The following is a 26,602-nucleotide window of genomic DNA, read 5'->3' on the forward strand; positions in this document are numbered from 1 at the left end:
CCCGTTTGAGACCCAGAAAGCCCCCGCCGTGGCGGGGGCTTTCTGTTTGTACTGCTAAGAAGGTATGGCCAGGGGCGGGGTCGAACCGCCGACCTACCGCTTTTCAGGCGGTCGCTCGTACCAACTGAGCTACCTGGCCATGAGCTGTAGCAATCAACTACAGAAAAGCGACCCAGACGGGACTCGAACCCGCGACCTTCGCCGTGACAGGGCGACGCGCTAACCAACTGCGCCACTGGGCCTTGCTTCGTGCTGTCTTACCGTACCGTACTTTACTGCGTGCCCCCAACGGGATTCGAACCCGCGCGACCGCCTTGAAAGGGCGGGATCCTAGGCCGCTAGATGATGGGGACTAGCTGGTCTCTGGAAGCATCGTAAGCATATGCCATAGGTCCGCGCACCTCCAAAACGGGGGTCCCACTTATGCGCTGACCTGCTGAAACCACCTTCTGGGCCAGATCGCCCAGATCAACAAATGCCTGTTCAGGGCCGTTCGGGCCCGTCACGCCGGTTCAGAAGCAGTTTGTGATCCAGACAACTTCCAGCCGGAGGACACGACGCTGGGCAGCACGTGGCCCAGAACCTCGCGGATCCGCTCGGGGAAGTCCGCGCACTCCGTCGTGGCGGAAGAGATCAACCGCGAACCGAGAGCAGCGCTGCACAACGTCCTGGCGACAGCCTCCGGATCGACGCCGGCCCGCAGGTCCCCGCGCTCAGCCGCCTCGATCACGTACCCGGCGACGAGCTTCTCCCACATGAGGTGCGTGTTCGGGACGCCCGGATAGCCGACCTCACGATCGGCGTTGAGCCGCACGCCGGCGCGCAGCACCACGTCGGCCGCCATCCGGTCGGCTGACTCGGCGAACATGCCGTGCAGGGCGCTCAGGGGGTCGACGCCGCGCAGCCGCCACGACTCCCTCACCTGCGCCCACAGTTCGCCCTGCCGCTCGATCAGGGCATCGGCGACCGCTTCCTTCGAGGGGAAGTGGAAGTAGAACGCGCCCTTGGTCAGTCCGGCACGCGCGAGCACGGCGGTCAGCGACGTGCGCTCGTATCCGAGCCGGTCGAACTCCTCCGCCGCGGCGTGGAGTATCGCCTCACGGGTCGCGTACGCCCGGTCCTGCTGGGGCATGGTCGAAGGTTAGCCGTTGCCGCTAAAGAGACCCGTGAGTATGTTTCGGGATGCGGCCCTGTTCTGCAGACGCGCTCCGGGGGGTGCGCGCCTGGAGTCAGGGCCGCTTTCGCGTCCGCACGACGTTCACCGTTGTGCCTGGGGCAGCCCGCCGTCCTCGCCCGGTGACAGGCCCAGCATGTCCAGCAGCATCCGGCAGTCCTCGGCGCCCAGGGCGCTCCTGGCGACCGCGAGCCTGGCCCGGTGGACCTGTTCGTCGGAGATCCGCGAGGGTTCTCCGTTGCGCTGGGCCGGCACGTTCGGCCCGCCCTGCCTCGACACGCTGTCGTCCTGTGTGAACAGGAACTTCCGCACTTCCAGTGACCCGCTCATGAGCACCCTCCCCGACTTGAGGTTGGCGCGAGGCTAAGCGACCTGGGACAACGGCCGCAGCCCCCCGCAGAGTGATTCCATCGGCACCCAGCGTTACTTTCCGTGCTGGTGCCGTCCGTGCCGGTGGAGAACTGGCCAGTGGATGATGGACCGATGACCGACCCCACGCCGGAGCCTTCCCCCGAAGCAGAGGGCCAAAACGCGTCCCAGACACCTTCCGCGGCCGACCAGGAGGCGATCTTCAAGGCGCTCAGCGGCATCGACCTGAACACCATCGACGCCGACATCGAGTCCGCGTTCGGTTCGCGGATGGCCGAGCTCGACAAGATGCTCGAGGGCCTCGACGACCTGGTCAACAAGATCGAGAGCGACATCCAGAACCTGGACCAGCCCAAACCCGACAGTCCTCAGTAGAGCCTTTACCCCAGGGGGGTATAGAATCGGAGCTCCGAAGAGAGAAAGGGCTCCGATGTCAGTCAGCGCCACCTACACCGTCACCGGCATGACCTGCGGCCACTGCGTCAGCTCCGTCACCGAGGAGCTGACCGAGGTCTCCGGCGTCACCGGTGTCGACGTCGTCCTGGAGACCGGTGCGGTCACCGTGACCAGCGACCGCGAACTCGACCGCGCCGAGGTCGTCGCCGCCGTCACCGAGGCCGGGTACCAGGTCGCATGACCACGACCGAGCCTCGTCACGTCGAGCTCAGCATCAGCGGCATGACGTGCGCTTCCTGTGCGAACCGCGTCGAACGCAAGCTGAACAGGCTCGACGGCGTGTCCGCCACCGTGAACTACGCGACCGAGAAGGCCAGCGTCCAGTTCCCGGACAACCTGCGCGTGGACGACCTCGTGTCGACCGTGCGGGCGGCGGGGTACGACGCGGAGGAGCCCCGGCCCGAGGCTCCCGACGTGGACGAGGCCGGTGAACTGCGGCTGAGGGTCACCCTCGCCGCGATGCTCGGCGTGCCGGTGATCGCGTTCTCGATGGTCCCGGCGTGGCAGTTCCCGACGTGGCAGTGGGTGTCGCTGGCGCTGGCGAGCGTGGTCGTGTGGGTGTGCGGCTGGCCGTTCCACCGCGCGGCTTTCGTCAACGCACGGCACGGCGCCAGCACCATGGACACCCTCGTGTCGATGGGCGTCACGGTCTCGTACCTCTGGTCGCTCTACGCGCTGGTGTTCGGCGAGGCCGGCGTCATCGGCATGCGGCACGAGTTCAGCCTGCTGCCCCGTCCCACCACCTCCGGCGACATCTACCTGGAGGTCGCGGTCGGCGTGACCGTGTTCCTGCTGCTCGGACGCTGGCTGGAGGCCCGTTCGAAGCGCAGCGCGGGTGCGGCCCTGCGGTCGTTGCTCGCGCTCGGCGCCAAGGACGTGGCGGTGCTGCGCGACGGCGTCGAGACCCGCGTGCCGGTCGGTGAGCTCCAGGTCGGCGAACGCTTCGTGGTCCGTCCGGGTGAGCGCATCGCCACCGACGGTCTAGTGGTCGACGGCAGTTCGGCCGTGGACCGCTCGATGGTCACCGGCGAATCGGTGCCGGTCGAGGTCGGCGAGGGCGATCCGGTCGTCGGCGGCACCGTGAACGCGGGCGGCAGGCTGGTCGTCGAGGCCTCTTCGGTCGGTGCGGACACGCAACTCGCGCGGATGGCCCGGCTGGTCGAACAGGCCCAGGCCGGCAAGGCCGACGTGCAGCGGCTGGCGGACCGGGTGTCCGCCGTATTCGTCCCGGTCGTCGTGCTGATCGCGCTCACGTCGTTCGGCGCGTGGCTGCTCGCCGGGCGGCCGCTGGAGTTCGCGGTGACGACGGCGGTGGCGGTCCTCGTGATCGCGTGCCCCTGTGCCCTGGGCCTCGCGACGCCGACGGCGTTGCTCGTGGGCACCGGCCGCGGCGCGCAGCTCGGCATCCTGGTGAAGGGCCCCGAGGTGCTGGAGTCGACGCGGCGGGTGGACACCGTCGTGCTGGACAAGACCGGCACCGTCACGACCGGCCGCCTGACGCTGGTCGGCGTGATCCCCGCGGCGGGCGTGGACCGGGACGAGGTGTTGCGGTGCGCGGCGGCCGTCGAGAACGCGTCCGAACACCCCATCGGCGCGGCGATCGTCCGTGAGGCCGGCGAGTTCCCGCCGGTGTCGGACTTCGTTTCCACGGACGGCGTGGGCGTCAGCGGAACGGTCGAAGGCCGGCGCGTCGTCGTGGGCCGCGTGCGGAACGTTGTGCTTCCGCATGAACTGACTGAGGCCGCAGTTGCCCACACAACTCGGACAGTTGTCGCGGTTTCCTTTGATGACAAGGTTGTCGGGCTCATCGTCGTGTCGGACGTCGTCAAACCCACGTCCGCACAAGCGATTCAGGAACTGAAGGCACTCGGTTTGCGGCCGGTGTTGCTGACCGGCGACAACGCCTCCGTGGCCGCCGAGGTCGCCGCCGAGGTGGGCATCGACGAGGTCATCGCCGACGTCCTGCCGTCCGGCAAAGTCGAAGCGGTCCGGAATCTCCAGGCACAGGGCCGAGTTGTGGCCATGGTCGGCGACGGCGTGAACGACGCGCCGGCCCTCGCGGCCGCGGATCTGGGGCTGGCCATGGGAACCGGCACCGACGTCGCGATCGAGGCGAGCGACCTGACGCTGGTGCGCGGCGACCTGCGCGTGGCGGCCGACGCGATTCGGTTGTCCCGCAAGACGTTGAGCACGATCAAGGGGAACCTCTTCTGGGCGTTCGCCTACAACGTCGCTGGACTTCCACTCGCGGCCCTCGGTCTGCTGAACCCCATGATCGCGGGCGCCGCGATGGCCTTCAGCAGCGTGTTCGTTGTTACCAACAGCTTGCGACTACGGGGTTTCCGTCCATCGGCGGCATAAGAATCTCGTTGGGAACACTCCCCAACGAGCGCGTGCTCGTGCAACAATCCAAAAGCTGACACACCCCCGGTCAGCGCCTGTGGAGATCCCCTCCGGCCCCCGCGTTCCTCCCCCTGGCGCGGGGGCCTCCACAGCTCCGGGGACGCCCTTCGCCGGTCCTCACCGGAGATCCACTCTGAGTAGAGCCATTTACACCTTGGGGTGACCCGGCTCACAGGGGTTTGGCTTCCGTGACCGAGCCGTTATCGTGTCCCGGTGCCCATTGGATCCCTCGGACGCTCCAAGTCCGGCCGTCACCGCCCCGCGGACGAACCGCAGCAACCGGAGACGTCGCACGACGAAGAGCTGACCTCCTACCTGGCCGCCCTGGCCCCGGACGCGGACAACGAGACCACCGCCTCGGGCTTCGGCAGCGCGCAGGTCTACCAGCTGAGGCTGCAACTCATGGCGAACGAGCAGCTGAAGGAACTCGCCGCCGAGCGCCAGACCTCCCCGCAGGCTCTCGCCACGGAGTGGGTCATGCAGCGCCTGGAGTGGGAAGCGCGCCAGCGCGGCCACTAGTCGACAGCTACCTACGAAGAAAGACCCTCGACCGAGCCCGGTCGAGGGTCCTTCTCACGTACGACTTCAATTGCGGCGTGTTACAAACCTCAGACCGCGCGGACGTTCTGGGCCTGCGGACCCTTGGTGCCCTGGCCGACCTCGAACTCCACTCGCTGGTTCTCCTCCAGGGTGCGGAAACCCTGACCCTGGATCTCCGAGTAGTGGACGAAGACGTCAGCGCCGCCGTTGTCCTGGGCGATGAAACCAAAGCCCTTTTCGGAGTTGAACCACTTGACAGTGCCCTGTGCCATGTACCTGCCTCCATCGCAGGAAAGCTTGGGGCTGCACCGTGCAACCCCGGCCGTCCCGGGGGCGTTAGGCAAACTCGCTGAGAGCGCACCGCACGCCCGCGTGTCGTTCCGCGAGCGTGTGAAGCACGAACACAGAAACCACGGCCTGCGCGAGTCAGCCTAACGTGTGATTGGTCATAGCACTACAGGTCATTACCGGCCGGTTGGCTGCCTCAACAGGAGGAAAGCCGCTGGTCCGGGTGGGTGATCGCAATCTCGCGAGCAACGTGTTCCACCGCCGCGCGTCCTCATGTTCGTTGGACGAGGGGATCTTGGGGGGACGCGTGTTGCGGCCACTGGTTTTGGCTCTACTACTGGGATTGACCGCCTGCAGTGCCGCACCCGACGGTGCGCCTGGGGCCGGTTCGCAGACCTCTGCACCGGCTGCGGAGCAGAAGGCGAAGGCAGTACTGACGGTGACGCCGTCATCGGGCGAGGGCATCAGCCCGGCCGGACCATTCGAGGTCGGAATGACCGGTGGCGTGCTGACCTCCGTCGTGCTCAAGGGCGCCGACGGCCAGGTGGTGAAGGGGGAACTCTCCGCCGGCCGCTGGGTCGCGACCGAGGACCTGGGCTACGACAAGGCCTACACCTGGTCCGGCTCGGCCAAGGGTGAGGACGGCGCCGACGTCCCGGTCACCGGGTCGTTCCGCACCATCAAGCCGCAGCGGCTCACCAGCGCGAAGCTGAACGTCGACGACAACCAGACCTACGGCATCGCGATGCCGTTGAAGGTGACCTTCAGCGCGCCCGTGCAGGACAAGGCTTCCGTGCAGAAGGCGATGACCGTCAAGACGTCCGTGCCGACCGAGGGCGCGTGGGCGTGGCTGTCCGACACCGAGGCGCATTGGCGGCCGAAGGAGTACTGGAAGCCGAACACCGAGGTCGCGCTCGACGCGAACGTCTACGGGGTGCCGTTCGGCGGGGGTGCCTTCGGCAGGAACGACGTGCACGCGCAGTTCAAGATCGCGGACCGGGCGCTGGTGGCCAAGGCGAACACGCAGACCAAGCGGTTCGAGATCTACCGCGACGGCGTGCTGCTGCACGACCTCCCGGCGTCGTACGGCAAGGAGAGCGACCCGGGCAGGGTGACGCGGTCCGGCATCCACGTGGTGCAGCAGAAGGAAGCCTCACGGCGGATGAAGAGCACCGTGTACAACTACGACGTCCCGGTCACCTGGGCGGTGCTGATCTCGCAGAACGGCGAGTTCGTGCACGAGAACAACGACACGATTCCCAGCCAGGGCAAGGAGAACGTGTCACACGGGTGCGCGAACCTGTCCGGTCCCAACGCCAAGGTCTTCTTCGACCTGACGATGGTCGGTGACCCGGTCGAGGTCGTGGGCTCCACGGTGCAGCTCGGGCTGGCCGACCCGAACGGGCCTGCCCACAACGACTACTGGCAGTGGACGCTGGACTGGGCGGCCTGGACCGCCAAGTCCGCCGCCATCAGCTAACTCTTCTCCGTGATCTGGGGTGGCTGCGGGATCTCGTAACCCGACGGACCGACGTTGCGTTCGAGGGCCCGCTTCCACTCACCGCTCGAAATCATCTTCTCGATGGCCTCGTTCACGGCGTCGCGCGACTCGGCGTCACCCTTCGGGACGCCGATGCCGTAGCGCTCCTTGGAGAACGTCTTGCCGACGAGCTTGAGCAGCTCGGGGTTCTCCGCGGCGAACCCGGCGAGGATGACCTCGTCGGTCGAGACGGCGTCGACGTTGCCCGCCATGAGAGCGATCACGCAGTCGGAGTACTGGCCGTACTCGACGAGCTGCACGTTCTTCGAGTAGTCCGACTTCACCTTCTGCGCGGAGGTGGAACCCTTGACCGAGCACAGCTTGCGGCCGTTCAGGGTCTCCGGGCCCTGGACGGCCTCCTCGGTGTAGCGCACCAGCATGCCCTGGCCCGTCTCGAAGTACGGCCCGGCGAAGGCGACCTTCTCCTTGCGGGCGTCGGTGATCGAGTACGAGGCGATGATCAGGTCGGCCTCGCCGTTCTCGAGCATCGACTCACGGGCGGCACCACGGGCCTCCTTGAAGGTGATGCCACCTTCCTTCACCCCGAGCTCGTTCGCCACGTACTTGGCGACGTCCACGTCGAAGCCGACGTACCGGCCGTCGAGCCGGCGCTGGCTCATGCCGGGCTGGTCGTAACGGATGCCGATGGTCAGCTTCCCGGAGTCAGCACGTCCGATGACTGTGGTGGTGTCACCGCTCCCACAGGCGGTGGCGAACACCGCTACGGCAGTCAGGAGCGCGGCACGACGGATCACGACAGGCCTTCCGGGGGTGTTGTGGATTCGTGCGCAATGCTACGGACCTGCGGCGATGATCGACTGTGATGTATGACAACTACGGAAGCCTCGCTTTGCTGGGTGTCACATGCCTGCCGTGACGCTCGATCGCTCGCTTCAGATGGCCGGGCGGAGCGAGCCTCCTGATCTTGCTAGGGACCATAAGCGCAGCTCGGCGCACCATTCGCAGCCATCGGTCGGCATGCGCGTACGCCTCGCGGCCGTGCAGTTCGAGCGCCCAGTCGGGTAGTACCGAATAGGCCAGGTGGCCCACGAGAACCCGGTACACGGGCAGGCCGTGGCGGAGCCACCCTTGCACCGGAGGGCCGTGCAAGAAGTCGTAGATCACATCGGAATCGGTCGTCCGGCGCAGAACGGGACGCATCCGATCGAAGTATTCGGCCATTTCGCGCCTGGATCCCGGTACTTCATCCGGGTGCAATCCGACCAAAGCGGCCGCGAACCGCTGCTCGGCGTAGTAGAGGTCCTTCTGCCTGCCGGACAGTCCGTACCCCGCGCGGTCGAGCACTGTTTCGAAGCAGGAAACCTCCGAGCAATGAACCCAGAGCAGCAACTCGGGCTCGTCCACGCGGAACGTCCGGCCGTCGACAACGCCGCGCAGGTTCCGGTGCGTGGCCCGCACCCGTGCCGCGGCGGTGGCGATCTCCGCGTCGGTGCCGTAGACGCCCAGGTCGACGAAGTCCGCCGTGCGCTTGAGCCTGCCGAGCGGATCGGCCTGGAAGTTCGAGTTCTGCACGACACCCGCGACCGCCCTGGGGTGCAGTGCCTGCAGGTAGAGGCTCGCGATCCCGGCGATCCACATCGTCGGGTCCGCGTGCAGCTGCCAGCTGACGGAATTCGGGTCGGGCATGCGGACATCGTCCCGTCTCGCCAGGATGAAGACCATGGACCTGGACCAGGCACGGGAAGTGCTCCGCAGTCAGCACCGCGCGGTGTTCTGCGCATTGAAGTCCGACGGCACGCCGGCCATGTCGCCGGTGCTCGTCGCGCTCGACGACAATGGTGACGTGCTCGTCTCCACGCGAGCCACCGCGTACAAGACGAAGCAGGTCGAACGTGATCCGCACGTCTCGCTGTGCGTGCTGCCGGACAGCTTCTTCGGCCGCTGGATCCAGCTCAACGGAACCGCGACGGTCGTGCCGTTGCCCGAGGCCATGGACCTGCTGGTCCAGTACTACCGGACGATCTCCGGCGAGCACTCCGACTGGAACGACTACCGCGCGGCGATGAAGCGCGAGCAACGCGTGATCCTGCGGATCTCGCTGAGCTCCGCCGGACCGGACAGGACGGGCTGAGCTGTAACACCGTTAGCGGGCGCAACGATTCCACGGGGACGGCGGCTACCGGGCAGGCGGAACCTGGGGAGCGGAAGCGATGACTGGTGTCAGACGCCGCGGCTACTTCGCAGCCGCGGTCGCGGTGATGGGCGCTGCCCTGATCGCGGCTCTGTTCGCGGCACCCCCGGACAAGCCCGTCGACATCCGCCTGGTCGCACCGCCGCCCCTGCCGCCCGAGGTCGTCATCGCGACCGCCACGACCACCGTCTCCGCCGTCGGGGTCCAGCGGCCGCAACCTCCGCCTCCGCCACCACCCCCGCCGCCACCGCCGCCCGGTGCCGCCGACCGGCCGCCGCCTCCGCATCCTGGGCGGAGACCACCGCCTCCGCCGCCACCGGGCAAGCCCCGGCCCAACCTGCACGACCTGCTGCGGTGCGACTCGGAGCTCTTCGGCGACGACTTCAAGCACTGCCTGAAGTGGCCGCTCGACGCCAGGGAGTTCTGCGACTTCCTGGAGGAGCACCAGCTCGAACCGATCGACCTGCGGGGGCCGGAGGGTGGCCGGTTCGACCACTTCGACCGGTTCGAGCTGAGCTGTGACGACGACAAATAGGTCGTGTCCTAGGCCTTGAGCTCCCTTAGCTTCGCGAGGTTCGCTTCCGCCAGCGCGCCGAGCAGCTGTGCCTCACCGAGGTAGTGGTCGTCGATCAACGCCTCGACCTCGTCGTCGTTCATCGCCGGCACGATGCGCGCGGCCATCCTGATCATGTTGCGATAGCTGCCCTGCAGCAGGAACGGCCGCTCGCTCGGGTCCGCCGCCGACGCGATGTACGCCTGGTTGACCTTGAGCACGACCTGCTGGATCCGTTGCAGCTTCCGCACGACGGACAGCATGCGTTCGAGCTCGACGGTCTCGTACTCGTGCCGGACGCTCTCGCCGTTCGCTAGGCGCACCAACGGTTCCACGTCGACACCGCCCAGAGTCGGGTTCGAGCCGGACGCGTTCTCCAGGTAGCTCAACGCGAACAGCGCGTCGCGGCCGGACAGCACGTCGCCCAGGTTCCACACGTCCGCGCGGTTCGCGAGCATGTCGGGCACCCGGAACGCACGGCCGGTCTCGGTGTACGGGTTGCCGGCCATCGACACGGCGAAGCGCTTGCCCCGCAGGTCGAACGTGCGCGGCTCGCCGTCCCAGACACCCTCGACCCTGCGTTGGGCGTCGCACAGCGAGATGAACTTCTGCAGCAGCTCCGGTGAGGTGTGCTGGATGTCGTCGAGGTGCAGCAGGACGTTGCTGCCCAGGGCGAACGCGAAGTTGATCCGCTCGACCTCCTGGCGCGCGGTGGCGTTCGGTGCCTCCTCCGGGTCGAGCGAGGTGACGCCGGTGCCCAGAGCCGGGCCGTTGACCTTGACGAACACCATGCCCAGGCGGTTCGCGACGTACTCCATCAACGTCGTCTTGCCGTAGCCGGGCGGGGAGATCAACATCAGCAGACCGGTGCCGTCGTTCAGCTGCTTGCTGAGGTTGTCGCCGATCAACGGCAGATAGACCTCGTTCAGCAACCTGTTGCGCACGAACGTGTTCAGCACGCCCGGCTGGTAGTCGTCGAGCCTGAGCCTGCGGCGTTCCGCGGCCAGCAGCTCGTCGCGCCGGCGTTGGTAGGCGCGGAACGCCGGTACCTGTTCGGTGGTGAAGGCCCTGAGCCTGGTCAGGGTCTCGTCGAGGCGCAGTTCCATCGACTGCTGCCGCACACGGGGGTGCGTGCCGAGCAGGCCCGTGACGGTTTCGGTCAGCGCAGCGCTGGAGTCGTAGCGCGGCAGGTCGGTCAGCAGGATCGCGACGACCTCGGGGAACTCCGGGCAGTCCTCGTCCTTCAGGAACGCGCTGAGCCACGCCTCGATCAGGTCGCGGTCGTGCAGTTCCTCGGTGACCACGCCGCGGAACCTGTCGATCACCGCACGGGCGGCCTTGCTGGTGACGAACCCCCTGGGCTCGCAGGCGAGTTCCTCGAACAGGTACTCGGCGGTGAGGTCTTCGAGCCCGAACTGCCCGCACAGCTCCGGAATCCCGTGCGTGCCACCGAAGATCGTGCGGGCACGGGCCAGCGACTCGGCCTTGCGCGCCCACACCGCGCGTTGCTCCTCGGGCTGCTCGGACCAGAAGACCTGCGCCTCGGCGCGGTTGCGCGGCGGATACCTGAGCAGTCCGGCGCCAGCATGGAGTCGTTGCAGGACAGCGAGGATCTTCTCGGCGTCGTGGTCGTGGACGCCTTTCTCGTAGCCCTCGTCGTAGCGTTCCGCGGCGGCGTTCGTGACGTCGGTACGGCCCTCGGCGAGGAGACTCCCCGCGAGGTGCTCGGAGCGGTAGACGTGCTGCGTCTCCGAGACGAGCAGCTGGTCCCAGAACGGCCTGGTGGCCTCGAAAGCGGGGTCGGTGACCTCGCTGCGGTAGTCGGTGCCGGTGACCGCGTAGAACAGCCTGCCGTCGCGCGGGACGAGGGTGAGGTTCATCGGCTCGGTCGTCACCGGGAAGCGGTGACGACCGAGCACGATCGACGCGCCGTCGTACAGATCGGCCCGGTCACGCAGCGCCCGGCCTCCCTCTTGCCGGGCGTCGCGCAGACTCGCGTCGAGCTCGTCGGCCCTGGCGTCGCCTAGTTCCCTGAGCTGCTCGGCGACGGCGCGGACCTTGGCGACCATCGGGTCGCCGGCGAAGTACGTGTTGATCTCGTCGTTCGAGGTCAGCTTCCCGACGCGGCGTCGGATCGTGCCGAGCACCCGTTCCGCGGACTGGACGAGCCTGTCGGCCCTGCGGGCGCGTTCGTCGAGCAGCGTCTGCTTGCGGGCGGAGAAGGCCTCGTAGACGTCCGTGCGCTTGGCGCCGACCTGGGCGAGGAAGTCGTCGAACTCGCCGAACCGCGACTCCAGGTTCTCCAGCTGCAGCAACAACCTGCCGAGCTGGTCGTCGCACCGTTGCGGGGAGTCCGCGACCGACAGCGCGCCGGTGATGGCCTGGCCGAGCAGCGCGAACTCCGCGGCGAACTCGGCGCGGCCCTCGGCGTTCGCGAGCTGGGCGCGGCGACCGTCCACAGTGGCGCGTGCGCGGTTGACCGCGGCCAGCACCTCGCCGATGCTCGCCAGGATCTGCGTGCGGGTCGTGGTGTCGGCGGCGTCGAGGGTGCTGACGACCTCGGTCAGCACCTCCAGCCCGGCCTGCTGCTGCGCGAGCCGTTCGCGCAACGGCTTCGCCTCGGCGGCGGTCTGCAGCTCCGCGGCCGCGATCTGTTCGATCTCCGCGTGGTACTGGGAGAACGCGCCCTCGCCGCTGAGGAACGCAACAGCCCTGCGGGCGGACGCACCGAGTTCCTCGACCAGTTCGGCTTCGCGCCGGTCGATCTCCTCGACGTCGACGTACTTCAGGTCCTTGAGGGTGATCAGCCGGCCCTGGGCGGACCGCAGGTCAGCCAGCAGGCGGACCCATTCGTCGGCGCTGCGCGGTGCCGCCGACCTGGCGAGCCTGATCAGGCTCGCCAGCTTCTCCGCGGCCTGGTGGAGCTGCTCGGCGGCGTGCTCGGTGAGCGTGCGGACGGCCTCGAACTCGTCCAGCACCTGCTCGGCCGTGGCGCGCACGGCCTGGACGTCCTGCTTGAGCCCCAGCTCGTCGAGCCAGTGGACGCTGTCGATCACCCTGGTGCACAGGGCGATCAGGCCCTCGAACACCGGCACGCTCGGGGTCATCTCGGCGCTCATCTTCGTGATGGACAGGCAGTCCGAGATGCCGCGGACGAGTTCGGCGTTGCCGATGCGGGCGAGCGGGCCCGCCTGGTCCGGCAGTTCCTCGTCGACGACGAACGGCGTGCGCCACACCTGCATCGGGTGCACGCGCACGGCCTCTGAGCTGGTCTCGCGGAACACCACCAGCGTGCCGTCGGCGAAGAGCGAGTAGCCGTGGCAGGTGATGGGGGTGGCGACTTCCTTGCGGATCACGTTGTAGGGCAGCAGGAGGCTGCGGCCCTCGCGGCGGGCGTGGAAGACGAACAGCACGTCCTCGCCGTTCGCGGACCGGACGACCCGCTCGAACTCCAGCTCGGCGGTGTCGACGTCGAACGTCTTGTCCGCGCCCGTGACCAGGTAGTAGCCGCCGGGGAAGATGATCCCCTGGTCCTCCGGCAGGCGCTGGCAGGCCTGGCCGATGCCGTCGAGGCGGGTCACGACCTTGGTGCGGGTGTTGAAGACGAGGTGCCGCCACGCCGTTTCCTTGTACGGCAGGACGCGTAACAGGATCAGCGGGCCGACGCGGGCGTAGTGCACGTCGGCGTCCGCGAGGCTCTGCAACGGTTCGTCGACGGGCTCCTCGTAGACGCCCTGGCCGGACTCGGTGTTGTTCTCGATCTTGACGGTCAGCGTGCCGCCGACCGTCTCGACGAAGACCTCGTCCTCGATCGCGATGTGCGGGTGCCGGCCCAGCACGTGCTGCTCGCGGGTCGTCTCGACCCACGTGAAGTCGTGCGAGGGTGGGAAGACGTGGTCGCGGTCGCCCCTGTTGTCGACGTACGTGACCGTGCCGTCGACCTTGACGTCCCAGCGCAGCACGCGGAGGTCCTCGATCTGCGCGCCGGTCTGGAACACCGCGAGCAGCCGCGACTCGACCGTGCGCAGCTGGAGCAGCCGCGTTTCGCGGTAGTACCGGTACAGCTCCGCGAAGTCGTTGCGGAACCTCGGGTCCTGCAGGAACTCCGCCTCGACCGCGGCGAAGTCCCTGCCGTGCACCGCGAAGACGTCGTTGACCTTGGTCTCGGGCTTGAGGCCCATGAACACGTTGTAGCCGAACAGCATCACGTCGCCGAGCGCGACTATGTCACGCGGCACGCAGTTGTTCTCGGTGCGGATGCGTTCGGTGGCGACGAGTTCGAGGGCCGTGCTGCCGAACGTCTCGACGCGCTGGGCGTTCAGCGCCTCGGTGCCTCTCGCGAGCCCGGCCGCCTGCTCGGCCAGCCGGGCCCGCAGCACCTCATAAGTGCCGGCGTCGAGAACGGTCATGCGTTCTGGCCGTTGTTCTTGGCCATTTGGGTGAGCGCGATGGCGGCGGCGATGTTCTGCGCGTCACCCGTGGTGAAGGAGCTGAGGATCTTGGTCAGGTCCTCGGGGAAGTTCGCCGAGCCGTCCATCCACTTGGAGCCCAGCGACTGCACGACGTCCGAGCCGCCGACGAAGGCGTCGACCTGCTTGCCCGCGGTGATCGAGCTCGCGATCCGGTCGAAGAACATCGTGTCGCCACCGATGATGTCGATGTCGGCCTTCTCCAGGCCGGCCGCGAGGACCATGGCCTGGGCTTCGGCGATCTCGCGCTGCACGTCGATGCCCCTGAGCCGGATCTCCTTCTCCGCTTCGAGACGCAGGCGGTACTCCTCGTGCTCACGGGTCGCGGTGTCGAGCGCGGCCATCGCCTCCGCCTTGTGCGACAGGCCTTCCGCTTCGCCCTTGAGGCGTTCCTTGATGCCCTCGGCGTCGGCGAGAGCCTTCTCGCGGTCGACGACGGCCTCGGCGCGGCCGAACGCCTCGGACGCGGCGGCGTCGCGTTCCTTGACCAGTGCGTCCGCCAGGCCCTTCGCAGCGGCCTCGGCCTGCGTGCCCTCCGCGAGACGGATCTTGGAACGGGTGTCCAGCTCGGCGGCCTTGTTGCGCGCCTCGGCGAGCACGACCTCCTCGCGGGCCTTGTGCTGCGCGGACTGTTCCGCGGCCTCGGCGGCCTTGATGTCCTTGACCAGCGACTCCTGCGCCTCGGCCTCGGCCCTGATGATGATCTGCTGGCGGTCGCGCTCGGCTTCCTCGACCGCACGCAGGCGCTTGATGTTCTCCTCCTGCTCGGCCACCGTCTTCTCGACGGCGACCCGCTCGCGCACCAGGTCGGCGATCGCGCGGCGCTCGTGCTCGAGCTCCTTGTCCTTCTCGATCGAGCGCAGCGAGGTCTCGCGTTCGCGGGCGATGACCTCCAGCATGCGGTCCTTCTCGATGCGCTCGGTCTCGACGGCGATCACGCGCTCGCGGTTCTTCTCGGCCACGGCGATCTCGCGGGCCTTGTTCTCGGTCTGGATGCCGAGCTGCTCCTCGGTGCGGATGAACGCGGTGTTGGCCTTGAGGCGTTCCTCGGCCTGCACCTTCTGCGTCTCCGCCTCCTGCTGCGCGCGGGCGGTCTCGATCGCGCGCTTCTGCTTGATCTCCGCGTCGGCCTGGCGTCGTTCGAGCTCGAGGATCGCCTCACGCGCGCTGACGTTCTGGCGCGTGATCTCCTTCTCCTCGTTGCGGGTGAACTCGTTGGTCTTGACGTGCTCGATCGCGGTCAGCTCGGTGATCTTGCGGATGCCCTGCGCGTCCAGGATGTTCGCCGGGTCGAGCTGCTTGAGCGGCGTCTGCTCCAGGTAGTCGATCGCCGCGTCCTCGAGGCTGTAGCCGTTGAGGTCGGTGCCGATGACCTGCACGATCCGGTCGCGGAACTCGTCGCGGTGGGTGTAGAGGTCGACGAAGTCGAGCTGCTTGCCGACGGTCTTGAGCGCCTCGGAGAACTTGGCGTTGAACAGCTCCTGCAGCGTGCCCTCGTGGCTCGCGCGCTCGGTGCCGATCGCCTGCGCGACCTTGATGACGTCCTCGACGGTCTTGTTGACCCGCACGAAGAACGTGATGCGGATGTCCGCGCGGATGTTGTCCTTGCAGATCAGGCCCTCGTTGCCGGCCCTGCGGATCTCGATGGTCTTCACCGAGATGTCCATCGTCTCGCACCTGTGCAGCACAGGGAGCACAACGGTTCCCGTGAAGGTCACGTCGACCTTGCGCATCTTCGAGACGATCAGTGCCTTGCCCTGCTCGCACTTCTTGAACAGTCTGCTCAGCGTGATCAACGCCAAGATCAGCACTACCGCGATCAAGGCGATCATCACGATCAGCCCTGTGGAGATCGCACCCATTGTCAGCCCCCTGTGGTGATGTCCACGACCCAGAAGAACTCGCCTTCAGCGTCGTAGTCGAAGATCAGCGCGGTCTGGCCCGCCATCAGTTCGGTGCTCTGCGCCGCTCGCACCTGCACGACCGCCGTGCCGCCGTCGTCGGCGGTCACCTCGGCCTGCCCGTACCGCTCGGTGACCCTGGACGTCCTGACGATCGCGGTGCGGCCCACGAAGTCGTTGCGGGAAGCCGGTTTCTCCGGTTTCGTCCAACTCTTGACCGGGATGAGAAGGATCTTCGTGACGAGCGCGCCCACGAGCAGCGATCCGGCGAGGATGGCGTACCGGAGCGAGCCTTCTGGTGTGAGCACCGTGCCGACCAGCGCGGCGAACCACGTGATCACGACGAACATCGAGATGGAGATCGGCATCACCGGGGCGTCGAAGTCCAGGCCCACCAACGCCACTGTGAGCCAGTAAGCCAGCACTATCAGCAACAGAAAGCTGAACACCACAGTCGGAAACGCCAGCGCGGCAGCCAGGAACTCGGTCATCATCGCCCCCCTTCTCGTCATTCTGATGCGCGAAGTGCCTGATCCGTTGCACTTTCGGGAATGATCGATGGAAATCGATGGTTTACTCGATCATGGACATCGGGGTGCAGGGGCTCAACATCGGCGACACGGCAGGGCCGGACGAAACGCGGCGGCTCGCCCAACTGGCGGAATCACTCGGCTATCGATCTTGGTGGGCGTCCGACCACGTGGTGCTGCCGTCACCGCGCGTCGACCCGTCACCGTCCGAACCGGACACCGTGATCGTGGATCCGCTGGCCCACCTGAGCTACGTGGCGGCGGTCACGTCCACGCTGGAGCTCGCCACCGGAATCGTGATCCTGCCCCAGCGCAACCCGCTGGTGCTCGCCAAACAGGTGGCGTCGCTCGACCTGCTCAGCGGCGGGCGGTTCACGCTCGGCGTCGGCGCGGGTTACATCCCGCAGGAGATGAACGCGATCGGCGTCTCGTTCGACGATCGAGGCGCACGGACCGACGAGTACCTGGACGCGATGGACCAGCTGTGGCACGCCCCGGCACCCTCGTTCTCGGGCAAGTTCGTGTCGTTCTCCGACATCGACGCCCATCCGCGTCCGTCGAACGTGCGCGTGGTCGTCGGCGGGCACAGCCCCTCGGCGTTCCGGCGGGCGGTGACGCGCGGGCAGGGCTGGTTCGGCATCGGGACGCCGGACGACGTCAGGGGCCACCTCGCCCGGTTCCCCGAGCGCCCTGACGGCTTCCGGATCAGCGTGTCCGCGCAGGTCCCGCTGTCGGCCGCGGTGGTGCGGGAGTACGAGGACCTCGGCGTGGACGAGCTGGTGATCTACCCACCGATGTTCGACGGCACCGTGGACGAGGTGCTGGAGAGGAACGCGGAGTTCACCCGCTAGCCTGGAACGTCGTGATCCCCGTCGTCGTGCTCGCCGGCTTCCTCGGTTCCGGCAAGACCACCCTGCTCAACCACCTGCTGCGCACGTCCGGCGGCACGCGGATCGGCGTCGTGGTGAACGACTTCGGGCAGATCAACATCGACGCTTTCGCCGTCTCGGCCCAGGTCGACTCGATGGTGTCTCTGTCGAACGGCTGCCTGTGCTGCGCCGTCGACGGCACCGAGCTGGACGGGATGCTGACCCGCCTGGCCTCGGCCGACCTGGACGTCATCGTGATCGAGGCGTCCGGTCTGGCCGAGCCGGCGGCGATGGTGCGGATGGTGTTGCAGGCGCCGGGGGTGTCGTACGGCGGGCTGATCTACGTGGTCGACGCGGTGGAGCTCGACGCCGTGCCTCATCTGGAACGTGATCTCACGTTGGCGGACCTGGTGGTGCTGAACAAGGTCGACCGGGTCTCGGCGTTGCCTTCCCTACCTTGTTCGGCGCCGGTGCTTCCGGTGACCTTCGGCCAGATCGATCCGGCGTTGCTGTTCGAGGTGCGGCCGCCGGACACGGGCCCGCGCCAGCTGTCGTTCGACGATCTGGACGACCACTCCGCACACGCGCACGCTTCCTACGACAGCGTGTCCTTCGAACTCCCGGATCCGTTGCACCCCAAGCTGTTCATGGACTTCCTGAGCGCGCGGCCGGACGGGTTGTTCCGCGCCAAGGGTTTCGTGCGGTTCCCCCTCGGCACGTTCATGCTCCACACCGTCGGCGCGTACGTCTCGTTCACGCCAGTCGACGACGCCCCGACTCAGCTGGTGCTGATCGGGGCGGGCATCGATCCGGAGGCGCTGACGGACTGGCTGATGGCGTGCGTCGCGGACGAACCGGTGACCGAGCAGGACATGCTCTGGGTGCTCCGGTACGCCCGCTGACGTCACTTCTTGCAGAGCGCGGTGTCGATCACGTCGAACACCTGCTGGAACTTCTTCGCCGGGTCGTCCCCGAACGTGCCGGGCAGAGCGGTGAGCGTGACCGCCGCGTTCTTGCCGCCGTCGGTAGCACCGCCGAGCGACGCCCAGCCGTGGATCGACCCGCCGTGCCCCCACCACACTCCGCCGCAGCTGAGCTTGGTGCTCTCCAGGCCGAGCCCGTAGGCGCTCTTCTCGTCGACCGCGACGGTCCTGCGCATCTCGTCGAGCTGCGGCTTCGCGAGAAGACCGCCCTGCAGCAGCGTCTTGTAGAACTTGGCGACGTCGGCGGGCGTGGAGACCATCGCACCGGAAGCCCAGGCGGCGGACGTCTCGATCTCCGTCGCGTTGACCACCTTCGACTTCGGGTCGAGCAGGTCGCTCAGCGCATAGGCCTGGGCGTGCCGGCCCCGGATGCGCTGCTCGCCCTGGTTCGGCCAGTACGTGTCCTTGAGCCCGGCCTTGGTGATGACCTTCTGGATCGCCTCGCCGACCGGCCGTCCGGTGACCTTCTGGATCAGCAGCCCGGCGACGACGTAGTTCGTGTTGCTGTACTCGTACTTCTCACCCGGCTGGGAGCTCGGCGACTGACTCAGGGCCACGTCCAGCAGCTCGTGCGGCGAGAAGTACCTGTCGCGGATGTCGGCGATCTTCGGAACGCCGACCTGGATGACGTAGTCCGGCAACCCGCTGGTGTGCTGCAGGACCTGGCGCACGGTGATGCGGCTGTCCTTGATGTGCGGCACGTACCGGTTGACGGGCTTGTCGAGCTCGACCCCGTTCTCAGCGACGAGCTGGAGCGTGGCCACCGCCACGAACGACTTGGTGATGCTCCCGATGCGCACCTGCCCGTTGACCGGCGCGTTCCCCCTGGCGTGATCGCGCCCGCCGACATGAGCCTCAACGCCGGGCGTGCCGTCCTTGACGATCTGGTCGAGCTGCTGCGGGACGAGGAGAGTCAGCGCCGTGAGCGCGGCAACCGCGATCACTTGGCACCACACAGAGCAGCGTCCACAGTGGCCAGAACGGCGTCGTGAGCCTTACCGGCTTCCTCCGGCGTGTCCTGGAACGTGCCGGGCAACGCGGTGACAGCAACGGAGAACGCCCTGCCGGTGTCCGTGACGCCGCCCCGAGTCTCGTAACCGTGGATGTCGCCGCCGTGACCCCAAGACCGTCCGCCACAGGACAACGGCGCACTCGCGATGCCGAGCCCGTACTCCACGCCCGGCCACATCTCACCCGCGGTGTCGACGGTCTTCTTCATCTCGTCCAGCTGCGCCTTCTTCACCAGGTCACCCTTCAACAGCCCGCGGTAGAAGGTGTTGAGGTCCTTGGTGGTGGAGATGATCTGACCGGCCGCCCAGCCCCACGACGGGTCCATCTCGGTGACGTCCTCGATGCCGTTGCCGGTCTTGGAGTACCCGTGCGCATGCTTGCCGCGAATGCCCTGCTCACCCACACCGGGCCAGTAGGTGTCGTTCAGGTTCAGCTTCCGCACGATGCGCTGGTCGACGTTCTCCGCGACCGGACGCCCGGTCGTCTTCTGGATCAACAGACCCAGCAGCACGTAGTTCGTGTTGCTGTACTTGAACTTCTCGCCAGGCTGGTTGGTGACGGGATGCGCGTTGCCGATGTCGAGCAGCTCACGCGGCTCGAAGTAGCGGTGCCGCTGCTCCTCGAACTTCTCCAGCCCCATGTAGTTCGTGTAGTTCGCAAGCCCGCTGGTGTGGTTGAGCAACTGCCGCACCGTGATCCGGTCGTCCTTGATCGCACCCGGCAGGTAGTGGTTGATCGGCTTGTCGAGCTCGACCTTGCCCTCACCGACGAGCTGCATGACCACCGCGGCGACGAACGCCTTGGTGTTGGACCCGGCACGCACCTGCCCGTTCCTCGGAACAGGAGTGCGCTTGTTCAGCTCAGACGTCCCGGAGGTGTAGCCGATCGTCCGCCCGTTGCCGTCGGTGATCGTCGCCAGCGCCGCCGGGAACTCGTGCTGCTTCGTGAGCCCGTCAAGCTGCTTCTGCACGTCGCTCGCCGGCGCGGCCATCGCCGTCCCGGTGAACAACATGGCCGTTGCCAGCACGCCTACCAGCGTCTTCTTCATCCTGTGCCTCCCCTTGCCGTGGTGAGAACAGGTTGCCAATCAGGGTGGTGCCGGCGCAGTCACGCACGCTTCCGTTCTGGGGGTGGAGCAGGCTCTACCTCCGTCACTCCGCAGCAGCGGGTAGACGTTCGACGACTCGCCGTCGACCGTCGTGCCGGCGAACTGCAACGTCGCCTGGGCTCGCCGTGCAGGTGCGCGGGGTAGTTGAGCACGGGCTGCGAGGCGTCGCTGAGAGGTTGGGAACCCGGAGGACATGCGGAGGTGGAGATCGGTAGGCTGTCCGGCGAGGGCTGCTAGCTCAATTGGCAGAGCAGGAGACTTTTAATCTTCGGGTTCAGGGTTCGAGTCCCTGGCGGCCCACCAAACCCCCAGGTCACAGGCCTGGGGGTTTCGCTTTGGTGGACCCTCCCCACACAAAACCGCTGGTCATTCAACTTCGTCGTCTTCCGTCTGATCTTCTCTGGGCTTTCCGAGCGCCCCTTCCAGGGCATCAGCAGCACGTCGATCGACCGTCTTGCGACCCATGTAGGTGTCCTGCGCCATCGACGGCCGAGCGTGGCCGAACTGGTCCGCGACCTGCCTCGCAGAGAGCCCCGACTCATCGAGGATGGTCGCCGCCGTCTTCCGGAAGACGTGCGAGGTCACCCAGGCGAACTCGTCCCCGCCTCGAGCCGCCCGGAGGTCCTTCCGGGTGTTGGACGGGTCACGGAGCCCGCCGAGGGCGTCTGGGAAGACCGGCCCGTTCGGGAAGCTGGTGGCCTTATGCCTCCGCCGCAGCATGTCGAGCGCCCACTGAGGCAGCAGAAGCGTGCGCTCACCAGCCTCCGTCTTGGTCGACTTCCTGATCAGCCCGACGCCCTTGACCCGGATGACCGTGTAGTTCACGGCGACCGTGCCGGCTTCGAAGTCGACGTCCTCCCAGTAGACGGCCAACGCCTCACCGATGCGGACGCCCGTGGCCATCATGAAGCGCGAGAGATCAGGCAGGTCCCGCTTTACGGCCTTCGGATCGGACTCCAGCATCTCCAGCCAGAGGATTCGTTCTTCCAGCGTTAGAGCCCGCGGACTCTTCTTGCGGCCAGCCTCCAGCGGCTCCACCTCCCCGACCGGGTTGTTGCGCGCCCACAGCCGCCTGATACCTCGGTCCCGAAAGGCGCGTTCCTTGATCTCTGCGGCGATTTCTTCAGGCAGGGCAACAGCTTCCGGACCGTTGTCGTAGATGACCTTCTCGAATGCGTCCGGGCACTGCCCAAGCTCCATGCCGCCCTTGGGATCGATGCCGACGAGAAGACTTCTGCTACTTCTTCGCCGTCTTCGTGACCTTGATCGCCTCCCCCTTCTCGCGCTCACGGTTTGCCCAGTACATGGCCTCGTGGTGGTGGCTGCGATCGGTCTCAGTGACTCGCGCGTAGATGGCGGCCGAGCGGAGGTAGTAGTCCCGCAGAACAGCGGGAGCGGCCTTGGGGTTGGGCATGAGCTTGCTCAACACGTCGTGCGCCTCGCTCAGCGTCCGGGCCTGCTCAGCCAGGCCCCAGTGCATAGCCTCAGCCGAGGACATCGGGAGCCTCCTCCGCGAGCGCGTGACGCCCTTCCTGGTTGTCGAGGTGATCGGCCAGCTTGGCCGCCTCGCGCGACAACTCCCGGCAGAACCGCATCAGCACGTCCGAGCCACCAGGGAAGGGCGGAAGCTGGATCGCGATGTTGACCGGGTCGAGGTAGATGGCCAGCGCCGGAACCTCAGGCGTCACGCGGATCATGGCCGCGCCCGCGTCTTGACCTGGCGTGCAGGTGGCGTTGAACCCCATCACTGACCACCTCGCGCCGCATCGAGAGCCGTCTGACCCTCCGCGACCGCCTCAGCAAGCCGGGGCAGCGCTTCCGCGTCGACCACCAGGACGGCCGGGAACGCGTTGCCCAGCCGGAACTCGACCCGTCCAGCGAAGACGAGCGGTTCCACCCGGATCGGCAGGTTCGCCGTCAGGTGCAGACGCATCAAGTCGGGCACGGATCACGCCGCCTTAGGTGCGGACTTAGCCGCGACGATGGCCTTCATACCGGTGGCCCGCAGGCTGTAGCCCAGCTTCGCCCGACAGCGGTGACGCTCACCGACGTGGCCACCACGGCAGCCCTTGTCATCGATCCACGGCGTCACCGTCAGGCCCTCGAACATCGCCGGGCGGATGTCCGTACCCGGAATCGCCTCCGGCGGCACCGGCTGGTGAGGCGCCGAAATCTTGACCGTGACCGCAGCGTCCGCCTTGCGCTCCGCAGCCTGGTCGATCACCAGGACGGACCACACGAGCTGACCGGTCTCCTTGTCCTTCTCCTGCTCGACGGGAAGGCCCTTGGCGCGCTCCTCAGCCGACTGGAACTTGAGCACCGGCTCGACGCCCATCACGAGCGCGCCCCTCGGAAACACGAAGTCGTGACCCGCCGGGAACCTGCTCCCACCTGTGATCGCCATCGTCGTTCTCTTGACGTTTGTGCCGGTCGGGGCCACTCCCCGACATCTCGACACCTACGACTTTCGACGAATCGAGAGGACGTCAACACCACACAACAGGACAACTACAGACGTCTCGGCTACATTGAAGTCGTCCCTAGTTGTACGGGGGTAGGTCATGCCGAACCAACGCCTGCGGGATGCGTTGCTGCGCAACACTTTGGGCTTCGATGAAGTAGCCAAGGCAACCGGCGTAGACCCGAAGACCGTCGAACGGTGGATCACGCAGGACCGGACGCCGTACCCACGCCACCGACACGCCATCGCCGCGATGGTCCGCGAGACGGAAACCTACCTTTGGCCAGATGCCGTCGCGCCGGAGAAGAAGAAAGAGATCAACGAGTCCGAGGTCGTGCAGGTCTACGCACACCGCCACGCCGTACCGCAGGACATCTGGGGACACCTGATCGAGCAGTCCAAGATCAGCATCTCGATCCTCGTCTACGCCGGCATGTTCCTCGTGGACAACCCAGCCTTGATCAAGACGCTACGACAGAAGGCAGAGAGCGGCGTCAAGATCCGCTTGCTACTCGGGGACCCCGCAAGCCGAGAGGTCGCCCGCCGCAGCGAGGAAGAAGGCATCGGCAAGACCACGCTTGGCGCGAAGATCCGCAACGCCCTCGCGGTCTACAAGCCGTTGGCCGAGGTGTCCGGCGTGGAGATCCGGGTTCACGGCACGACGCTTTACAACTCGATCTACCGCTTCGATGACGAGATGCTCGTCAACACGCACGTGCACGGCTTCATGGCAGCTCACGCCCCAGTCCTGCATCTGCGGCGGTTGTCCGGCGGGGACCTGTTCGAGACGTACGCCGAGAGCTTCCAGGGCGTCTGGGATGGCGCGAAGCCGCCGAAGTGGTAGGCAGGTAGGCATGGCTCGCACTGATCACTACAACGACCCGAACGCACCGAAGGCGACCAACATCGTCGTCGCGGTGACGGCGTTCGTGCAGGACGAGCAAGGCCGGCTGTTGATGATCCGGCGGACCGACAACGACCTGTACTCGATCCCCGGCGGAGCCCAGGACGTCGGCGAGACCATCGGCCACACCGTCACCCGCGAGGTCAAGGAAGAGACCGGGATCGATGTCGAGCCCGTCGACATCATCGGCGTCTACTCCGACCCCGCGCACGTCATCGCCTACACAGACGGCGAGGTACGGCAGCAGTTCTCCATCTGCTTCCGGGCGCGGCTGATCGGTGGCGAACTGCGCACGAGCAACGAGTCCAGCGAAGTTCACTGGGTAAGCCGCGGAGACCTCGACGCGCTCAACATCCACCCGTCCATCCGACTCCGGATCGAGCACGGGTTCAAAGAGCGATCGACGCCCTACTTCGCGGTGTAGTCGACTCCCGCCGCGCGGAGACGTTCCTCCGTTCGCTCAACCGCAGCGACCAACTCAGGCTTCGCCTGCCGAATGAAGAACGTCACCAGATCCTCTGGCCCGTAGCGCTTCTGGATCTCCTCAATCCGATCATGCACATTCGTCAAGTCCCCATCGGGTGTCGTGGTCATATCAGCCCACCACAGCGCATCACGAAGCACCGTTTCTTCGTCAACCCACTCTGACAGCTCCGCCGACAGCGACCGCAGCTCGGCTTCCTTGTAGGCGCATGAGTGATGCGCAACCAACCCACACAATCTCAACGGCGCACCCTGTTCACGCAAAAACCGTGCTCCGTCTAGAGGATGAAATCCCGTAGAAGCCAGCCGAGGAGCATAGCCGATATCATGCAACAGGGCAGACGCAATCAAGAAATTGGAATCTTCCCCAACGACGATTGATGCGAAATCCACTCGGCGCGCCACACTCTGCACGTGCTTCCACCGTCGAGGAAGATTATCCGCCAACTCATCCTTAGCTATCCCATACGCCCACGAGGACAGGTTTTCCATCGCGCACCCCATAACCAATAAAGACCAGCACGTTGTCGTCAAACTACAATATTGAATATTGCGCGAAGTGAGATAGTCGAGCTTTTCTTCTCGCGAACTTGCGGATAAGGTAGCTCACCACCTTTTCTGCCAGAACGCAGCTTAACGTACTTCAGTACCACTCATGCCGGCAGCGCTGCTAACGAAAAAGCGCTACACGCGATAGATCGTTCAGAAAGTTCTCGCAACCGCTTCACGGTCCACAGGAGCCTACTTGAAACCAGAACCGGACTACTGGGCAGCCGCCGCCACCGTGGCCCCAGTTCTCGCCGCAGCAATCATTATCGAAGGTAGGTCACTTCGCGAACAGGTTGATCCTGTCAAGCATCCGCTATTGAATTCAATAATGAGTATTCAATACGCGACCACTCTTTTCATGCTCGGAGCCACAGAGATGCTCTGTTTCTACGCGCTCCGAACACCTGGCTTCAAAGCCTGGTGGGCGTTTGTTGCAGTTGAGCTTTCAATCTCCGCTTGCATCGGTGTTCTAATCATTAGTCCGGCGATGGTCTTCTTCACCACTGGCACCACAACTGCATGGTTCGGGGTTCGGCTGACCCAGCTGAAATTTAGACTATCCTTCCGAGAGGCTCAACGCGAGCGCCTCCGAGCTAAACTTACAAACCTCCAAGCGCGTCGCCGCAATGGACTTAAATACTTTCAGGCTTCAGCGGAATGGAACGCTCGCGTGATCGAAAAGATCGAAGATCACATTGCCGAGCAGGCAGACGCATCGAACTATTTTCAACTTAATGATCTTTTCAAGCTGCACGAGCAAGGACAGAATAATCTAGCCGCGCTACGAGAGATAATAGAGGAGACAGAATCAGAGATAGCGTTGGAAGCGGAGAGTACCGTTCTCGCTAGCGACCTTCCGGGACCAGCTATCGATAGCCCAAGTGACTCCTTCGACTATCGCCTTTTTGATCCTCACTTCCGTGGCTGACTTGCCGAATTTCTCTCTACAGGATCAAGGCGCCGCCTCTGGCGGCGCGCGGTCTTGCGCTGCATCAGCATCCATCCCGGCACTCCCGGCATCCGCTTCGCTGCGCCGGTCGGCCGGGTGGCGCTGCGCGCCGGACCTCACGCACCAGCCGACGGCTCACCCGATCCGAGCTTGATTCGTCCCCGGCTCCCCACGAGCGCCAGCATGGTCACCGCAGCCGACGGCGCACGGCGCTCGACTGCCGCGACGGCTGCGCCGCCTTGCCACCGATCAGGCACTGGACGAAGCCGCGGAAGTGCTCGACGAGCCCCAGGCCGAGCCACCCAACGCCGCAGCATGACAACGGCCGGCGAAGCTGCGTCAAGGCTGAAACGAGTACTTTTACCCAGCATCACCGGCCGAGGTGAACGATCTCGACCAAGGCATGGTCATGATTCCGCACAATGTCCCGGTGACCCTCTACGCCTGCGCGAACTGCGAGCACCCCCTCACCGGCGATCTCCTGCAGTCAGAGGCATTCTTGGCTGGTGATGACCTGTCCACCCCTCGTATCGCAGAACCGCAGGTAGCGCAGGGCACCTACGTGATCAACTACGACGCCACGCTGTTCATCCTGCATCCTGACGACGTGCCAGGCACTGCTCTGCATCCCGACGCCAGGCGGCGCAACGGTTGCTGCGGACTTGACGGCCAAGACGGCCCCAACCTCGTCTGCGCAGGCTGCGGTGCCGAGGTCGCCACCAAGGAGTCGGACTGCTGGACCGACAACCTCGTAGCGCTCATGGCCGCTGCAGTCGTCAGCCGTACACAACCTCAGGCTTGAACCTGTTGCCTTCCGCACTGGGCGCGATCGGAAACTCTGGTCGGAACGAGGACAGGAGTGTAGGCGGCCCAGAAGGACCAAGATCATGATGCGCTTTAGTCTCGTAAA

Annotated in this window: 30 protein-coding genes and 4 tRNA genes; 14 read left to right on the forward strand and 20 right to left on the reverse strand. The window is 66.2% G+C overall.

The window, feature by feature from the left end; translation table 11 throughout:
- Positions 1–65: 65 nt before the first annotated feature.
- From LX88_RS03080 to LX88_RS03100, 5 genes are all read right to left on the reverse strand, one after another.
- Positions 66–139 (reverse strand) — tRNA-Phe (locus LX88_RS03080).
- Positions 140–168: 29 nt separating this feature from the next.
- Positions 169–242 (reverse strand) — tRNA-Asp (locus tag LX88_RS03085).
- 38 nt (positions 243–280) lie between these two features.
- Positions 281–353 (reverse strand) — tRNA-Glu (locus LX88_RS03090).
- Positions 354–502: 149 nt separating this feature from the next.
- Positions 503–1,132: a ScbR family autoregulator-binding transcription factor gene (locus LX88_RS03095; protein WP_258946337.1), complete on the reverse strand. Its 630-nt coding sequence runs from the start codon at positions 1,130–1,132 to the stop codon at positions 503–505.
- Positions 1,133–1,258: 126 nt separating this feature from the next.
- Positions 1,259–1,504: a hypothetical protein gene (locus LX88_RS03100; protein ID WP_258946338.1), complete on the reverse strand. Its 246-nt coding sequence runs from the start codon at positions 1,502–1,504 to the stop codon at positions 1,259–1,261.
- 153 nt (positions 1,505–1,657) lie between these two features.
- On the opposite strand from LX88_RS03100, the gene LX88_RS03105 reads away from it, so the two are divergent.
- The 4 genes from LX88_RS03105 (at position 1,658) to LX88_RS03120 (ending at position 4,921) form a co-directional block, all read left to right on the forward strand.
- Positions 1,658–1,918 (forward strand): hypothetical protein, encoded by a 261-nt coding sequence (locus LX88_RS03105; RefSeq protein WP_090066039.1) that lies wholly within the window; start codon positions 1,658–1,660, stop codon positions 1,916–1,918.
- A 55-nt stretch (positions 1,919–1,973) separates the two neighbouring features.
- Positions 1,974–2,180 (forward strand): heavy-metal-associated domain-containing protein, encoded by a 207-nt coding sequence (locus tag LX88_RS03110; protein WP_030477906.1) that lies wholly within the window; start codon positions 1,974–1,976, stop codon positions 2,178–2,180.
- The gene (locus LX88_RS03115; protein WP_258946339.1) at positions 2,177–4,360 is read left to right on the forward strand and encodes a heavy metal translocating P-type ATPase; all 2,184 of its coding nucleotides are present in this window, start codon (positions 2,177–2,179) and stop codon (positions 4,358–4,360) included. Before LX88_RS03110 ends, LX88_RS03115 begins: the two co-directional genes overlap by 4 nt.
- A gap of 255 nt (positions 4,361–4,615) precedes the next feature.
- Positions 4,616–4,921, forward strand: a complete 306-nt coding sequence (locus LX88_RS03120; protein WP_030477904.1) for a hypothetical protein — start codon at positions 4,616–4,618, stop codon at positions 4,919–4,921.
- Between the two features lie 89 nt (positions 4,922–5,010).
- On the opposite strand, the gene LX88_RS03125 is transcribed toward LX88_RS03120, so the two are convergent.
- Positions 5,011–5,214 (reverse strand): cold-shock protein, encoded by a 204-nt coding sequence (locus LX88_RS03125; protein ID WP_030477903.1) that lies wholly within the window; start codon positions 5,212–5,214, stop codon positions 5,011–5,013.
- A 455-nt stretch (positions 5,215–5,669) separates the two neighbouring features.
- On the opposite strand from LX88_RS03125, the gene LX88_RS03130 reads away from it, so the two are divergent.
- Complete coding sequence (locus LX88_RS03130) at positions 5,670–6,710, forward strand: L,D-transpeptidase (protein WP_258946340.1); 1,041 nt, start codon at positions 5,670–5,672, stop codon at positions 6,708–6,710.
- Here LX88_RS03130 and LX88_RS03135 read toward each other — a convergent pair.
- Complete coding sequence (locus tag LX88_RS03135; RefSeq protein WP_258947593.1) at positions 6,707–7,522, reverse strand: glutamate ABC transporter substrate-binding protein; 816 nt, start codon at positions 7,520–7,522, stop codon at positions 6,707–6,709. The two genes, LX88_RS03130 and LX88_RS03135, sit on opposite strands and share 4 nt — an antisense overlap.
- Before the next feature lie 82 nt (positions 7,523–7,604).
- Positions 7,605–8,417 (reverse strand): oxygenase MpaB family protein, encoded by an 813-nt coding sequence (locus tag LX88_RS03140; RefSeq protein ID WP_258946341.1) that lies wholly within the window; start codon positions 8,415–8,417, stop codon positions 7,605–7,607.
- A 34-nt stretch (positions 8,418–8,451) separates the two neighbouring features.
- Between LX88_RS03140 and LX88_RS03145 the strand changes: the two genes are divergently transcribed.
- Together LX88_RS03145 and LX88_RS03150 are read left to right on the forward strand one after the other, a co-directional pair.
- Positions 8,452–8,862, forward strand: coding sequence for a PPOX class F420-dependent oxidoreductase (locus tag LX88_RS03145; RefSeq protein ID WP_258946342.1), 411 nt, complete (start codon positions 8,452–8,454; stop codon positions 8,860–8,862).
- Between the two features lie 79 nt (positions 8,863–8,941).
- Complete coding sequence (locus LX88_RS03150; RefSeq protein ID WP_258947669.1) at positions 8,942–9,457, forward strand: hypothetical protein; 516 nt, start codon at positions 8,942–8,944, stop codon at positions 9,455–9,457.
- Between the two features lie 8 nt (positions 9,458–9,465).
- On the opposite strand, the gene LX88_RS03155 is transcribed toward LX88_RS03150, so the two are convergent.
- Genes LX88_RS03155 through LX88_RS03165 form a run of 3 tightly spaced genes read right to left on the reverse strand, consistent with a single transcriptional unit; the run spans position 9,466 to position 16,336 of the window.
- On the reverse strand, positions 9,466–13,884 hold the full coding sequence (locus LX88_RS03155) for a DNA repair ATPase (RefSeq protein WP_258946343.1): 4,419 nt from the start codon (positions 13,882–13,884) through the stop codon (positions 9,466–9,468).
- Entirely contained in the window at positions 13,881–15,806 is a 1,926-nt protein-coding gene (locus LX88_RS03160; RefSeq protein WP_258946344.1) for a flotillin family protein, read from the reverse strand. Before LX88_RS03160 ends, LX88_RS03155 begins: the two co-directional genes overlap by 4 nt.
- 2 nt (positions 15,807–15,808) lie before the next feature.
- On the reverse strand, positions 15,809–16,336 hold the full coding sequence (locus tag LX88_RS03165) for a hypothetical protein (RefSeq protein WP_258946345.1): 528 nt from the start codon (positions 16,334–16,336) through the stop codon (positions 15,809–15,811).
- Positions 16,337–16,413: 77 nt separating this feature from the next.
- On the opposite strand from LX88_RS03165, the gene LX88_RS03170 reads away from it, so the two are divergent.
- Positions 16,414–17,226: an LLM class F420-dependent oxidoreductase gene (locus LX88_RS03170; RefSeq protein ID WP_258946346.1), complete on the forward strand. Its 813-nt coding sequence runs from the start codon at positions 16,414–16,416 to the stop codon at positions 17,224–17,226.
- Between the two features lie 11 nt (positions 17,227–17,237).
- Positions 17,238–18,146: a CobW family GTP-binding protein gene (locus LX88_RS03175; protein WP_258946347.1), complete on the forward strand. Its 909-nt coding sequence runs from the start codon at positions 17,238–17,240 to the stop codon at positions 18,144–18,146.
- 2 nt (positions 18,147–18,148) lie between these two features.
- On the opposite strand, the gene LX88_RS03180 is transcribed toward LX88_RS03175, so the two are convergent.
- Both LX88_RS03180 and LX88_RS03185 read right to left on the reverse strand, forming a co-directional pair.
- Positions 18,149–19,171, reverse strand: a complete 1,023-nt coding sequence (locus tag LX88_RS03180) for a serine hydrolase domain-containing protein (RefSeq protein ID WP_258946348.1) — start codon at positions 19,169–19,171, stop codon at positions 18,149–18,151.
- The gene (locus LX88_RS03185; RefSeq protein WP_258946349.1) at positions 19,168–20,286 is read right to left on the reverse strand and encodes a serine hydrolase domain-containing protein; all 1,119 of its coding nucleotides are present in this window, start codon (positions 20,284–20,286) and stop codon (positions 19,168–19,170) included. The genes LX88_RS03180 and LX88_RS03185 overlap by 4 nt, the downstream gene beginning before the upstream one ends.
- A gap of 287 nt (positions 20,287–20,573) precedes the next feature.
- Here LX88_RS03185 and LX88_RS03190 point away from each other — a divergent pair.
- Positions 20,574–20,649, forward strand: a tRNA-Lys gene (locus LX88_RS03190).
- Positions 20,650–20,712: 63 nt separating this feature from the next.
- Here LX88_RS03190 and LX88_RS03195 read toward each other — a convergent pair.
- Genes LX88_RS03195 through LX88_RS03215 form a run of 5 tightly spaced genes read right to left on the reverse strand, consistent with a single transcriptional unit; the run spans position 20,713 to position 22,681 of the window.
- The gene (locus tag LX88_RS03195) at positions 20,713–21,546 is read right to left on the reverse strand and encodes a site-specific integrase (protein WP_258946350.1); all 834 of its coding nucleotides are present in this window, start codon (positions 21,544–21,546) and stop codon (positions 20,713–20,715) included.
- Positions 21,547–21,583: 37 nt separating this feature from the next.
- Positions 21,584–21,844: an AMED_5909 family protein gene (locus LX88_RS03200; RefSeq protein ID WP_258946351.1), complete on the reverse strand. Its 261-nt coding sequence runs from the start codon at positions 21,842–21,844 to the stop codon at positions 21,584–21,586.
- A complete protein-coding gene (locus LX88_RS03205) occupies positions 21,831–22,091 on the reverse strand; it encodes a hypothetical protein (RefSeq protein WP_258946352.1) in 261 nt (86 codons plus the stop codon). Before LX88_RS03205 ends, LX88_RS03200 begins: the two co-directional genes overlap by 14 nt.
- The gene (locus tag LX88_RS03210; RefSeq protein WP_090066052.1) at positions 22,091–22,291 is read right to left on the reverse strand and encodes a hypothetical protein; all 201 of its coding nucleotides are present in this window, start codon (positions 22,289–22,291) and stop codon (positions 22,091–22,093) included. Before LX88_RS03210 ends, LX88_RS03205 begins: the two co-directional genes overlap by 1 nt.
- Positions 22,292–22,294: 3 nt before the next feature.
- Positions 22,295–22,681 carry a plasmid replication, integration and excision activator gene (locus LX88_RS03215; protein ID WP_258947594.1) on the reverse strand — a complete coding sequence of 129 codons (387 nt, stop codon included), beginning with the start codon at positions 22,679–22,681 and terminating at the stop codon, positions 22,295–22,297.
- Positions 22,682–22,907: 226 nt separating this feature from the next.
- Between LX88_RS03215 and LX88_RS03220 the strand changes: the two genes are divergently transcribed.
- Both LX88_RS03220 and LX88_RS03225 read left to right on the forward strand, forming a co-directional pair.
- On the forward strand, positions 22,908–23,651 hold the full coding sequence (locus LX88_RS03220; protein WP_258946353.1) for a DUF5919 domain-containing protein: 744 nt from the start codon (positions 22,908–22,910) through the stop codon (positions 23,649–23,651).
- A gap of 10 nt (positions 23,652–23,661) precedes the next feature.
- Positions 23,662–24,135 carry an NUDIX hydrolase gene (locus LX88_RS03225; protein WP_258946354.1) on the forward strand — a complete coding sequence of 158 codons (474 nt, stop codon included), beginning with the start codon at positions 23,662–23,664 and terminating at the stop codon, positions 24,133–24,135.
- Here LX88_RS03225 and LX88_RS03230 read toward each other — a convergent pair.
- Positions 24,120–24,686 (reverse strand): HD domain-containing protein, encoded by a 567-nt coding sequence (locus LX88_RS03230; RefSeq protein WP_258946355.1) that lies wholly within the window; start codon positions 24,684–24,686, stop codon positions 24,120–24,122. The genes LX88_RS03225 and LX88_RS03230 overlap by 16 nt on opposite strands.
- Positions 24,687–24,939: 253 nt before the next feature.
- On the opposite strand from LX88_RS03230, the gene LX88_RS03235 reads away from it, so the two are divergent.
- A complete protein-coding gene (locus tag LX88_RS03235) occupies positions 24,940–25,671 on the forward strand; it encodes a hypothetical protein (RefSeq protein WP_258946356.1) in 732 nt (243 codons plus the stop codon).
- 208 nt (positions 25,672–25,879) lie between these two features.
- On the opposite strand, the gene LX88_RS03240 is transcribed toward LX88_RS03235, so the two are convergent.
- Positions 25,880–26,035 carry a hypothetical protein gene (locus LX88_RS03240; RefSeq protein WP_258946357.1) on the reverse strand — a complete coding sequence of 52 codons (156 nt, stop codon included), beginning with the start codon at positions 26,033–26,035 and terminating at the stop codon, positions 25,880–25,882.
- A gap of 39 nt (positions 26,036–26,074) precedes the next feature.
- Here LX88_RS03240 and LX88_RS03245 point away from each other — a divergent pair, with 39 nt between their 5' ends.
- Positions 26,075–26,494, forward strand: a complete 420-nt coding sequence (locus LX88_RS03245; RefSeq protein ID WP_258946358.1) for a hypothetical protein — start codon at positions 26,075–26,077, stop codon at positions 26,492–26,494.
- Positions 26,495–26,602 lie beyond the last annotated feature (108 nt).

The organism is Lentzea californiensis (genome assembly GCF_024648825.1).
In the GTDB taxonomy this organism is placed as follows: domain Bacteria; phylum Actinomycetota; class Actinomycetes; order Mycobacteriales; family Pseudonocardiaceae; genus Lentzea; species Lentzea californiensis.